Source organism: Streptomyces sp. NPDC030838 (assembly GCF_055572035.1).
Map to the genome: position 1 here is coordinate 204,885 of NZ_JBVIED010000012.1, position 11,510 is coordinate 216,394.

The 11,510-nt window shown below is 71.0% G+C and carries 9 protein-coding genes; 5 read left to right on the plus strand and 4 right to left on the minus strand.

What is annotated here, in order from left to right; translation table 11 throughout:
• Positions 1-86 precede the first annotated feature (86 nt).
• Both ACZ42A_RS27950 and ACZ42A_RS27955 read right to left on the minus strand, forming a co-directional pair.
• Complete coding sequence (locus ACZ42A_RS27950) at positions 87-1,709, minus strand: cellulase family glycosylhydrolase (RefSeq protein WP_468530107.1); 1,623 nt, start codon at positions 1,707-1,709, stop codon at positions 87-89.
• Positions 1,710-1,953: 244 nt separating this feature from the next.
• A complete protein-coding gene (locus tag ACZ42A_RS27955) occupies positions 1,954-3,870 on the minus strand; it encodes an acyl-CoA dehydrogenase family protein (RefSeq protein WP_468530031.1) in 1,917 nt (638 codons plus the stop codon).
• Between the two features lie 366 nt (positions 3,871-4,236).
• On the opposite strand from ACZ42A_RS27955, the gene ACZ42A_RS27960 reads away from it, so the two are divergent.
• From ACZ42A_RS27960 to ACZ42A_RS27980, 5 genes are all read left to right on the plus strand, one after another.
• Positions 4,237-4,926, plus strand: a complete 690-nt coding sequence (locus ACZ42A_RS27960) for a ScbR family autoregulator-binding transcription factor (RefSeq protein WP_468530032.1) — start codon at positions 4,237-4,239, stop codon at positions 4,924-4,926.
• Positions 4,927-5,302: 376 nt separating this feature from the next.
• The gene (locus ACZ42A_RS27965; RefSeq protein ID WP_468530033.1) at positions 5,303-6,529 is read left to right on the plus strand and encodes a cytochrome P450 family protein; all 1,227 of its coding nucleotides are present in this window, start codon (positions 5,303-5,305) and stop codon (positions 6,527-6,529) included.
• Between the two features lie 437 nt (positions 6,530-6,966).
• Positions 6,967-7,629: a ScbR family autoregulator-binding transcription factor gene (locus ACZ42A_RS27970; protein WP_468530034.1), complete on the plus strand. Its 663-nt coding sequence runs from the start codon at positions 6,967-6,969 to the stop codon at positions 7,627-7,629.
• Positions 7,630-7,971: 342 nt separating this feature from the next.
• Positions 7,972-8,754 carry an AfsR/SARP family transcriptional regulator gene (locus ACZ42A_RS27975; RefSeq protein ID WP_468530035.1) on the plus strand — a complete coding sequence of 261 codons (783 nt, stop codon included), beginning with the start codon at positions 7,972-7,974 and terminating at the stop codon, positions 8,752-8,754.
• Positions 8,755-8,904: 150 nt separating this feature from the next.
• Positions 8,905-9,099, plus strand: coding sequence for a hypothetical protein (locus ACZ42A_RS27980; RefSeq protein ID WP_468530036.1), 195 nt, complete (start codon positions 8,905-8,907; stop codon positions 9,097-9,099).
• Between the two features lie 64 nt (positions 9,100-9,163).
• Here the strand turns inward: ACZ42A_RS27980 and ACZ42A_RS27985 are convergent, their stop codons facing one another.
• Both ACZ42A_RS27985 and ACZ42A_RS27990 read right to left on the minus strand, forming a co-directional pair.
• Positions 9,164-10,555: a class II 3-deoxy-7-phosphoheptulonate synthase gene (locus ACZ42A_RS27985; RefSeq protein WP_468530037.1), complete on the minus strand. Its 1,392-nt coding sequence runs from the start codon at positions 10,553-10,555 to the stop codon at positions 9,164-9,166.
• A gap of 110 nt (positions 10,556-10,665) precedes the next feature.
• Complete coding sequence (locus tag ACZ42A_RS27990) at positions 10,666-11,391, minus strand: shikimate dehydrogenase family protein (protein WP_468530038.1); 726 nt, start codon at positions 11,389-11,391, stop codon at positions 10,666-10,668.
• Between the last annotated feature and the right edge of the window lie 119 nt (positions 11,392-11,510).

An 11,510-nucleotide genomic window follows, 5' to 3' on the forward strand; every position in this document is an offset into this window, starting at 1 on the left:
GGCAGGGCGCCGCTCGTTGAGAGCCCGGCGATATGCCGGCGGCCGGCGGGGAGCGAAGGGTCCCCGCCGGCCGGCCGGAGCGTGCGTCAGGCGATCGTGCAGCTCGTGCCGTTGAGGGTGAAGGACGTCGGGGCCGTGTTCGTCGTGGACCTGTTGCCCGTGAAGCCGACCGTCACCGAGCCGTTCGTGGGGATCGACGCGGTGTAGGACGCCGCGGCGACCGTCACCGCCGCGCCGTTCTGGGTCGGGGTGCCGCCCCACATGTTGGTGATGGTCTGGCCGTTCGGGAAGGCGAAGGCCAGGGTCCAGCCATTGATGCCGGCGGTGCCGGTGTTGCGGATGGTGATCTCGCCCTGGAAGCCGCCGGGCCACTGGTTGACGATGCGGTAGCCGACCGCGCAGCCGGCGCCCGGCGTGCCGGTGTCCTCGTCGGTGGTGACGGTGACCGTGGCCGAGCGGGCGGAGCGGTTGCCGGCCGCGTCCTTGGCGTAGACGGCGAAGGTGTACGTGGTGTCGGGGGCCAGGGACGAGACGGTGACGCGGTTCGTGGTGGTCGAAGCGGCGGCGGTCTCCGCGGTGCCGCTGACGCGGACCACGTCGTAGCCGGTGACGGCAACGTTGTCGGTGGCGGCGGGCCAGGTCAGGGTGACCGAGGTGGGGGAGACGGCGGAGGCGGTCGGGGCGCCGGGGGCCGTGGGGGCCTGGGTGTCGGGGCCGGTGCCGCCGAAGATCGTGGCCTCGCGGGAGGTCTGGGCGATGCCGTTGGTGCCGTGGAAGATGCGCTGGCCCCAGGAGCTGAGCCGCGCCGGGTCGAAGTCGATCGCCAGGTCGAGGATCGGGTCGGTGTTGCCGCTCCAGGACCAGGCCAGGTAGCCCAGGTCGAGCTGTTCGGCGGTGGCCATCATGGTGTCCTCGTCCGGGTCGCCCCACTGGTCCGGCGGACCGCCGAACTCGCCGATGAGGATGGGCAGTCTGGCGTTGACGAAGGCGTTCAGGTAGTCGGTGATCTCCTGGGCCGTGTCGAAGACGCTGTACATGTGGATCGAGAAGATCAGGTTACCGGTGGGGTCGGCGGCGTAGACCGACTGGGCGTTGGCGCGCATGACGCCCTGCCAGTCCTGGCCCCAGTTCGGCGCGTCCACCATGATCGTGTGCTCGAAGCCGGCCGCGCGCAGCTTCTTGATCGCGGCGATGGTGGGATCGGTCCAGCCGGCCGGGTCGGTGTTGCCCCACGGCTCGTTGCCGATGTTGACGATGACGTAGTTCTCCTCGCCGGCCAGGACGTCCTTGAGACTGATCCAGTAGTCGGCGGCGTGGTCGAGTGTGCCGGCCGCGGCCTCCTCGCCGTAGCCGGTGGTGTCGTGCACCTCCAGCACGCAGATCAGGCGGTTGGCCTTGCAGTCGTCGATGACGGCGGCGACGTCCTCGGGGCTGTTGCGGGTCCAGCGGTGGCCGTCGGAGAGGACCACGCGGACGGTGTTGGCGCCCAGCTTCTTGACGTCGGCCAGCGACTGGGTCTCGCCCGGGTACCAGGTGTGGGCGTGGTTGACGCCGCGCATCACGAAGTCGTTGCCGTTGCCTTCGAGAAGGCGGCCGTTGCTGATGTGCAGGCCCGTGGCGGCGGCACCCGGGGTGTCCGGCGCCGGCTGCGCGTGGGCGGCGGCCGGGGCCAGGGCGAGCAGGCCGAGGAGGGTGGCCAGGGCGGTCAGGAGGACGGTGACGGGGCCGGTGCGGCGGGCGGCTCTTGTCGTGCCCGGTGAGGCGGCTTGTGTGGTGCTTCTTGTCGTTCTCACTGCGACTCCAGAGAGTGAGCCAAGAAACCTGTGGGAAAGAGAAGGTGTGGGAGCGCTCCCATGAACGAACGCTCCCATGAAGCCATCGCGCCAGGGACACGTCAAGAGTGTGGGAGCGAGGCCGCACCCGGGTGGGTGCGGCCTCGCGGGCGGGGGATGGTCAGGCGAGCGCCGGCTCGGGGACGGGGCGGTCCATGGGGAGGCGGGCCGGCTCGGGGGCGGGCTGGTAGTGGCCGACGTAGTCGGGGCCCGCGATCGGGACCCGGGCGAGGAACTCTTCCGGGAGGTCGAACGCGTCGACCAGCGTCATCAGATGGGGCGCCAGATCGGCGACGACCCCGTCCGCGGTGTTGTGCAGGGACACCACGTGCTCCGGCGTCATCAGCCCGGCGGCCAGCAGGTCGCCGGTGTGCTGGCGCAGCTGCTCCAGCAGGAAGAGGCGGGAGACGTTCTCCAGCAGGAACCGGGCGCGGGCGTTGCGGGCCCGGCCGGCGGCGGCCAGCAGGGCGTCCGCCGCCTGGAGGCGGGCGTGCGCGGAGACCATCTCCAGCGCGGCGCCGGAGGTCGCGTTCCAGCGGCCGATCGGGTCGCCCGCCGGACCGCCGCGCAGGGCCTCCCGGGCGCGGGTCTGCCAGATCCGCTCGGCGGAGGCGAGCAGGTCCCGCAGGAAGCCGAGGTCGGCGAGGTCCCGTTCGGCGGGCGGCACCGGCTGTCCGGACCCCGACTCATGGCCGAAGACCATCTCGGAGGCGGCCTTCACCCAGATGACCAGGTTGTCGCCCTCGGCGGTGATACCGCCCTCGACGTTCAGCTGAAGGTCCGCCAAGTTGTTGTGCGGGAACAGGCCCTGCGCCCCGCACCGCTCCCGGCACTCGACGGTGATGTCCCGGGCCTGCCAGGTGATCCAGCCCTTGGCGATGGCGATCAGCCGCTCGATCTCCTCGCGCTGTTCGCGGTCGGTCTCGTCGTGGCTCGTCCAGCGGTCGACGACCGAGCGCTGGAGGAAGGTCATGGCGTAGGCGGTGGACAGGGAGCGCAGCAGCCGGGCGTGGTGGCTGCGGTGCGCGGTCAGCGGGATGCGCTGGCCGGGCTTGGTGCCGCCGATGTGCCGGTGGTGGGCGTAGCGCACGGCGATGGTGAGGGCGGCGCGCGCCATGCCGAGGGTGCCGGCGCTCATGCAGAGCTTGCCCACGGTGACGCGCCCGACGGACCGCAGGAACCGCTTGCGGCGGTTGCCGAGGGAGCTGGTGAGCCGGCCGTCCTCGTCCAGCCGGCCGTGGGCGGCCTCCAGCATGGCCTCGCGCGGCAGCCGGACGTGGTCGAAGGAGGTCAGGCAGTGGTCGACCGGGGTTCCGGTGCGTTCGGGCAGTCGGCGGACCCGAACGCCGGGCAGGTGACCGGCCTCGTCGCTCAGCGGGGTGAGGAAGAGGAAGATGCCCTGGTCCTCGTCGTCGACCAGCAGCCGGGCGGCGACCACCGCGCTCTTCGGACCGCCGGTGAGGCTGGTGTTCGGCATGAACTTCTGCGCGCCGACGGTCGGCGTGTGGAGGACGAACCCGTCGCTCTCACGGTCGTAGCGGGCGACCGTCTGGAGATTGGCCACGTCGTTGCCGTGCTCCAGCTCGGTGCACAGGAACACCCCGGTGCGCCGCATGGCGGCGTAGGGCGACAGATCGCGGCGGTAGCCGTCGTGGTCGAGCAGGCTGCCGAGGAAGAGGTTGTAGTGGATGCTCGCGAGCGTGCACAGGCCGCCGTCGACGAAGCCGGTCCACTCGTGCAGCGCGGCGAGCCGGCGGGCGTCGTAGGTGAGCGTCTCGGCGGACGGGACGGCGCTGTTGACCAGGCGGAGCCGCTGGTACGAGAGTTCGGCGCGCTCCTGGGGCGTCAGCCCCGGACGGTAGGCGAACTCCTCGCCCCCGACCAGGGCGCGCCACCGGCCGTGGACGCGGTCCCGCTCGTCGCCCTCGAAGAGCAGGTGGGTGAGCTCGTCCACGGCGCTGCCTTCGACGGGCGCGGTGGTCCCGGCGGCTGCGGTCGTCATGACCGGAGCGGTCGCCATGACCGGTGCGGTCGTCATGACCGGTGCGGTGGTACCCAGATGCGGAATAGAACCGTCCGCGCGGTCTGATTCTTCAGCGGTGCCTCTGAACGGTGCTTCAACCTGCTGAAACATCGACGATCCCCCAGTGAGTGCCAAGCCAAAGGTAGGTGTTGCTGGCGGCGCTGGAGAAAAACTACGGACCAAACGGTTTGTTTTCAAGACCTTGCAAAACCGGCTGGGTGGTTTTATTCTTCCGGTCGGACGTGTGAATTGACCGGTTTCGCGCGCCCGGTCTAGGACGACGGGGGTGGGGCGGCCGGGCGCCAACTCATCACTCCGTGCGAGCGACAGGAATACAAACCACTCGGTCTCTTCCTGGCCGAGAGGTGACGGAGGGATGCAGTGGCACAGCAGGAGCGGGCCATCCGTACGCGCCAGAAGATCGTCAAGGCGGCGGCGGAGCTGTTCGACGAGGTCGGCTACGAGGCGGCGACCATCTCGGAGGTGCTGAAGAAGTGCGGCGTCACCAAGGGCGCGCTGTACTTCCACTTCTCCTCCAAGGAGGAACTCGCCCAGGAGGTGCTGGCCGGACAGGTGTCCGCGCTGCCTCCGGTCCCGCCGCAGGAGCTGTTTCTCCAGCAGAGCGTCGACGAGGCGCTGCTCCTGGCCCATCTGCTGCGCCTCGGTGACCCGATGGTGCGGGGCAGCATCCGGCTCACCGTGGACCAGGGCAACCCGCAGGACGGACTGGACCGCCGGGTGCCCATGCAGGGCTGGATCAACCACAACAGCGACGTCCTGACCCGGGCCAAGGCGGCCGGCGAGCTGCTGCCGCATGTCGATGTGACCTCCACGGCCACCTTGTTCACCAGTAGTTTCACCGGCGTCCAGGTGCTCTCCAAGATCATGACCGGGCACGCGGACATGGTGGAACGGGTGACGGATCTGATGCGCAACCTCACCACCGCCATCGCCGTTCCGGGTGTCCTGGTGCGGCTGGACTTCGCTCCCGACCGTGCGGAGCGGGTCTACGAGGAGGCCGTCCGGCTGCGCGACGAGCAGCTGGCCGCCCGGACCGCGGCGACGGCGTGACCGTACGGCAGACGGCCGTACGAAAGTTCGAGCATGGAGTGGCCGACGGCGCGCCGGACCGGCGCGACCGCGGCCGACGGATGACCGGTTCGCCGGAACGCCTGCCCGACAGGGGCGCGACCCGGTAGAACTACGGCCCGGCAGGAATCGTGGAACAGGAGCCGGTTGACGCGCTGTCACGCGTCGGCCGGCGATGTGACGCGCGCGCGTCGACGGCGTGACATGTACATGTCGACGCGTTCGCGCGGTGACGGCGCGGCCCGGTGACGGGTCGTCGCCACGGGGGAGGAGCAGCCGCCGGGCTCCTCGATCTCCTCGGTGTGTGTGCGTACGGCTGGGGGCGGCACGCGACGACGACCGAACGGAGCACAAAAGAATGAACGTTACTTCTGATCGCTACGCGCTGGACGTGACCGGCCGGGACATCGCGGCCGAGGGCGCGATGCTGCGGGAGCGGGGCCCGGCCGTCGAGGTCGAACTGCCGGGCGGGATAAGAGCCTGGGCGGTCGTGCGGCAGAGCCAGGTGGAGCGCCTGCTCGTGGACCCGCGGGTCTCCAAGGACGCGCGGCGCCACTGGCCCGCCTTCATCGAGGGCCGGATCACCTCCGACTGGCCGCTCTTTCCCTGGGTCGCCAACGAGAACATGCTCTTCGCGTACGGCGGGGAGCACGCGCGTCTGCGCAGACTGGTCGCCGGCGCCTTCACCGCCCGCCGGACCGCCGCGCTGAAGCCGCGGGTCGAGGAGATCACCGCGTCGCTCCTCGACGCGCTGGACGCCGGGGCGGAGGGGCGGCCGGTGGAACTGCGGTCGGCCTTCGCCGAACTGCTGCCGCTGCGGGTCGTCTGCGAGCTGTTCGGCGTCGCTGAGGGGGAGATGCGGACCGCGCTGTGCGGCGCCCTGCGGGTGGTGTTCTCCTCCAGCGTCACGGCCGAGACGATGGAGGCCGCCCGCGGCACCGCCTTCCGCCTGCTGGCCGAGCTGGTGTCGGCCAAGCGCAGGGAGCCCGGGGACGACCTGACCTCCTCGCTGATCGCCGCCCGGGACGACGGCGACCGGCTCAGCGAGAACGAACTGCTCGGCACGCTCTTCCTGATGATCGCCGCCGGGCAGGACACCACCTCCACGCTCATCGTCAACGGAGTGGGCTCGCTGCTCACCCACCCCGGGCAGCTGGAGCACATCCGGGCCGGCCGGGCCGGCTGGGAGGACGTGGTGCACGAGACCCTGCGCGTGCACAGCCCGGCCTCCTACTCGCCGATGCGGTTCGCCGTGGAGGACATCGACCTCGACGGGGTGCTGATCCGGCGGGGCGACCCGATCCTGGTCAGCTTCGCGGCGGGCGGGCGCGAGACCGAGCGGCACGGGGAGGATGCCGCTCGCTTCGACCTGCTGCGCACCGACCGCGACGTGCTGGGCTTCGGCCACGGGGTGCACCGCTGCCTCGGCGCCCCGCTGGCGGTCCTGGAGGCCACCATCGCCTTCCGCGCCCTCTTCGAGCGCTTTCCGGACCTGGTCCTGGGCTGCCCGGAGGAGGAGCTGCGCCCGCTGCCGACGTTCCTGTTGAACGGCTTCGGCGCGCTGCCGGTGCGGTTGCGGGGGTAGTCGCCGCCGCGGGGTGGTCGTGGACCGGGCGGAGCGCCGCCCGGGGGTGGGATCGAGCCAATCGTGGAGGTGGTCGACGGCGGCGGACAGACCGTCGTGAGAGCCGAGTTCGCGCCCGGCGCGCCCTGAGCGGCGGCCGGGAGCGCGGCGTGCCGTAGTGCCGGACGGGGCCCGTTTTCGCGGGCCCCGTTTGCTTGTACGGGGCATCCGGTACGACGGTGGGTCTGCCCCGCGGGCGTCCAGTGCTCGCTCATCGGGCGCACCCGGGGGCGGCAACTCCCGGGTGTGTTTCCGGGCTTTCCCAGGTCGATGGCGGTTGCGGGGCAGAAACCGCGACGCCGGTTTGTTACAGTGGTGGGTCTGCGGCTGTCGGACGGCGACTGAACGGAACCCCGTCTTCCGCAGCACTGACCCCCAGTGGAGCAACGGAGTTCGCCATGGCCAAACAGGAACGCGCGATACGGACGCGCAACGCACTCATCAACGCCGCGGCCGAGTTGTTCGACCGGGACGGGTTCGAGGTGGCCTCCCTCGCCACCATCAGCGCCAAGGCCGGGGTCAGCAGCGGTGCGCTGCACTTCCACTTCGCCAACAAGGCGGCACTCCTGGACGCGGTGGTGAACGCGGCCGGGGAACGGCTGCTGTGGATCACCCGGCCGCGCGACGCCCTGTCCCTGCAGGTCCTGATCGACGCCAGTCACCTCCTCGTCCAGGGGCTGGCCCAGGATGTCGTCCTGCGCGCCGGCTTCGCGCTCGGTTCCCGCCCCGAGCGCACCGAGGCGGCCCGGGATCTGCGCGGGGACTGGCAGGCGTGGGTGGAGGACACGGTCGAACAGGCCGCGCGTGAGGGCGCCCTGACGCCCGGGGTGGCCACCCGGGACCTGTCGACGGCCGTGGTGGCCGTGGCGGCCGGTCTGGAGGCCCTGGGCGGCCGGGACCGCCGCTGGCTGGAGCGGGCCACGCTGACGCGCTTCTGGACCCTGCTGCTGCCACGGGTCGTGGGCCCGGCGGCGCGCGATCTGTTCGTGGCCTCGGGGCACGTCGGGGACGAGCCGTCGCCGTGCGGGGTGCCGGTGGCGAGCACCGTGGGCGAGCGGTAGCGGCAGCGCTCAGGGGGGGCAGGAAAGATCCACGGCCTCGGGTGGCACCCGGGGCCGTTTCGGGTGGACGGGCGATTACTGCTCCATGGCCGCCGGGTGACCACGCAATGATCGAAATCAGACTGTAGTCGCTGTTTCGCGGAGGGCGCCTGGCTGGGTGCAGGGTAGGTGCTCGTGGCATAGGCGCCCGATTTATTGGCACTTGATGCCAGTTGGGCGCCAGGGTCGGGGCGGGTGGCAGCAAGGTTCACGCAACGGTTCCGTCCATTCGGCTTGACAAACAGCGGAGCCGGTTTGTTTTCTAGTGTGTGTTGAGAAACCGTCCAATGTGTGGGGGATAGTATGCGGTTCAACCTTCTCGGTCCGCTCGAACTGATCACAGCAGAGCGAGCACTGCCGCTGGGCGGCGTCATCCAGCGGGCCACCCTCGGCTATCTCCTGCTCAACCCCAACAAGACCGTCGCCACCAGCAGGCTGGTGACCGCCCTGTGGGGCGACGACGCGCCGACGACCTCGCGGAAGATGGTGCAGAACGCGGTCTCGGGCATCCGCAGGATCTTCGAGCACAACGGTCTCGAGGAGCGCGGCGTCCGGCTGACCACAGCTCCGCACGGCTACCAGCTGCGCCTGGAGCCGGACACCGTCGACGCCTTCCGATTCCGCCGGCTGGCGGCCCAGGGCCGTGCCGAACTCGCCGCCGGTTTCCCGGACGCGGCGGTCGACTCGCTCTCCCAGGCACTGTCCCTGTGGCGGGACTCCGTGCTCGTCGACCTCGCCGAGACCGGCATCAGCTGGCCGACCTTCGCCCAGCTGGAGCGGGAGCGGCTGACCGTCTACGAGGACTGGGCCGCCGCCGGGCTGGAGCTGGGCCGGCACCGCGAACTCGTCGGTGAACTGGAGCAGATGGCGGCGGTCGTGCCCACCCGGGAGCGGCTCTGCCACCAGCTGATGCTCGCGCTCTACCGCTGCGGTCAGCAGACCGAGGCGCTGGCCGCCTACCGCCGTACCCGGCAGGCGCTGGTAGACGTGCACGGTCTCGACCCGACGCGGGACCTCCAGGAGCTGGAGCGCGCGATCCTCAACCAGGAGCCGCGGCTCCTCGGTCGCCGGCCGCAGCTGGTCTGACGCGCGGCCCCGCCCTCCAGCGACCGCTCACCTCGCGGTAATTCGGGAAACCTCTGGGGTGGGCTAGGGGATCCCTGAAAGCGCCGGAACTTCTACGTTCTTCAGCAGAACGAAGGAACGTTTCGCGGCCATTCAGGGAGGGGCAGGAAAATGCAGGCACAGCACTCCGATTCCACGGCAGGGGAAGACCCGCGCATCGGGCTCAACGTCGCGCTCGACGCCGCGATCAGCATTTTCACCGGGAATCTCCGGTCGTACTCCGGAACCACCGACGAGAGCACCACGGACCGGGCCGACCGCTATACCGCGCTCGCCTGGCACCACCCCGCGCTGATTCCCGAGTGAGCGCCGAGAAAAGGGGGCGCCCGGAGTTCTCCGGGCGCCCCCTTTCGTGCTGTTCGGGCTCGGCTCATGCCTGGAGCATCTCGGCCACCAGGAAGGCCAGTTCGACGGACTGCTTCGGGTTCAGCCGCGGGTCGCAGCTGGTCTCGTACCGCTGGGCCAGCGCCTGCTCGTCGATCTCCTCGGCGCCGCCCAGGCACTCGGTGACGTCGTCGCCGGTCAGCTCGATGTGCAGGCCGCCCGGGTGGCTGCCGAGGGCCTTGTGCACCTCGAAGAAGCCCTTCACCTCGTCGAGGATGCGGTCGAAGTGGCGGGTCTTGTAGCCGCTGGCCGCCTCGACGGTGTTGCCGTGCATCGGGTCGCACTGCCACACGACGCGGTGGCCGCTGGCCTCCACCTTCTGCACGATCTCCGGCAGGACGTCACGGACCTTGCCGTTGCCCATCCGGGTGATCAGGGTGATCCGGCCGGGCACGTTGTCCGGGTCGAGCCGTTCCACGTACTCCACGGCCTGCTCGGGTGTGGTGCCCGGGCCCAGCTTCAGACCGACCGGGTTGGCCAGCAGTGAGGCGAGGGCGATGTGCGCGCCGTCCAGTTGGCGGGTGCGCTCGCCGATCCAGAGCATGTGCGAGGAGAGGCCGTACAGCCGCTGCTCGCCGGCCGGGGAGGCCGCCCAGCGCAGCAGGCCGTCCTCGTACTCCAGCAGCAGCGCCTCGTGGCTGGCGTAGATCTCCGTGGTGTGCAGGGCGCCGTGGTCGGCGCCCGAGGCGGTCATGAAGGCGAGGCCGCGGTCGATCTCGGCGGCCAGGGCCTCGTAGCGCTCGCCGGCGGGGGAGGTGCGGACGAAGTCGCGGTTCCAGTCGTGCACCCGGCCCAGGTCCGCCAGGCCCGAACCGGACAGCGCGCGGACCAGGTTGAGGGAGGCGGCCGAGTTGGCGTACGCGCGCAGCATCCGCTGCGGGTCGGGGACGCGGGCGCCGGGGGTCGGGTCGAGGGAGTTGACGATGTCGCCGCGGTAGACCGGCAGGCCGAGGGCGTCCGTGGAGTTGGAGCGCGGCTTGGCGTACTGACCGGCGATCCGGCCGATCTTGACGACCGGGACGCTGGCGGCGTACGTCAGCACGACCGCCATCTGGAGCAGGGTGCGGATGTTCGCGGTGACGTGGGACTCGGTGTTGCCGTCGAAGGTCTCCGCGCAGTCGCCCGCCTGGAGGAGGAAGCCCTGGCCGTTCGCGACTCTGGCGAGCTGGGTCTGGAGGCGGTCCACCTCGCCCGGTACGACCAGGGGCGGGAGCTGGGTCAGGGCGTCCCGGGCCGCGCGGGCGCGGGACGGATCCGGCCACTCGGGCTGCTGGGCGGCCGGCCGGGCCACCGCGGCCTTCACCTGGGCTTCGATGTCTTCGGGGAACCGGGGGCCGGGGGCTCCCGGGGCCGTCATGTCGCCGATGGTTGGATTCATGCCTCGCAGGCTAAGAAGGGGGTGGCCATGGGGAGGTCACCGTGGCGGCACTGGCCGGGAACTGCCCCCGGTTCGGCTGTGCCGCCCCAGGCGGCACGCACGCCCGCAGGCTATGCCGACCGCAACCCGAAGAACTCCCTGTACAGCCTGAGCTGTTGGGACAGCATCGCCTCGCCGTAGTGGATCGGCAGGCCCAGAGCGGAGGCCGTGCGGAGGAGACGGGTTTCTCGCGGGTTCATGATGATGTCCGCGACGACCGTGCCAGGGAGCAGGTCCGCCGGTTCGAAGGGGAGCGGGTCGGTTTCGCGCAGGCCCAGGGGGGTGGCGTTCACCACCAGGTCGGACGTGCGTACGGCTGCGGGGGTGCCCCCGCGGATCCGGTCCCCGGCGTGTGGTGTCAGGCGGTTCAGGACCGCCCGCACCCGGGCCGCGTCGAGGTCCACCACATCCAGTGACGCCACCCCGGCCGTCACCAGCGCCGCCGCGATCGCGCCACCCGCACCCCCCGCCCCCAGCAGCGTCACCCGCTTGCCGGCCGGCGGGTGGCCCGCGGCGACCAGGCCGGCCACGAAGCCGGCGCCGTCGAAGTTCTCCGCGTACCAGCGCCCGTCCGCCCCGCGGCGCAGCGCGTTCGCGCCGCCCGCGAGCCGCACCGCGGGGCTGTGCACATCGGCGTAGTCGCGCACCGCCGCCTTGTGCGGGACGGTCACCAGGAGACCGTCCACATTGCCCGCTCGTTGCAGGCCGCGCACCACCTCGCCGAGGTGCTCCACCGGAGCGTGCACCGGCACCAGCACCGCGTCCACGCCGAGTTCGGCGAACACCGGATTCAGCATTTCCGGCGCCCGTACCTGTTGCACAGGATCACCGAGCACCGCGAAGAGTCGGGTCCTTCCGGTAATCACAGGAACCTCAGGAGTCTCCGGGACCTGATTACGAGGACGGGAAGTCGAGA

Excerpts from the sequence above, each read along its gene's own strand:
- ACZ42A_RS27955 (WP_468530031.1), bottom strand. The coding sequence starts at position 3,870 with ATGACGACCGCACCGGTCATGGCGACCGCTCCGGTCATGACGACCGCA.
- ACZ42A_RS27965 (WP_468530033.1), top strand. The coding sequence starts at position 5,303 with ATGAACGTTACTTCTGATCGCTACGCGCTGGACGTGACCGGCCGGGAC.
- ACZ42A_RS27970 (WP_468530034.1), top strand. The coding sequence starts at position 6,967 with ATGGCCAAACAGGAACGCGCGATACGGACGCGCAACGCACTCATCAAC.
- ACZ42A_RS27975 (WP_468530035.1), top strand. The coding sequence starts at position 7,972 with ATGCGGTTCAACCTTCTCGGTCCGCTCGAACTGATCACAGCAGAGCGA.
- ACZ42A_RS27980 (WP_468530036.1), top strand. The coding sequence starts at position 8,905 with ATGCAGGCACAGCACTCCGATTCCACGGCAGGGGAAGACCCGCGCATC.
- ACZ42A_RS27985 (WP_468530037.1), bottom strand. The coding sequence starts at position 10,555 with ATGAATCCAACCATCGGCGACATGACGGCCCCGGGAGCCCCCGGCCCC.
- ACZ42A_RS27990 (WP_468530038.1), bottom strand. The coding sequence starts at position 11,391 with ATGCTGAATCCGGTGTTCGCCGAACTCGGCGTGGACGCGGTGCTGGTG.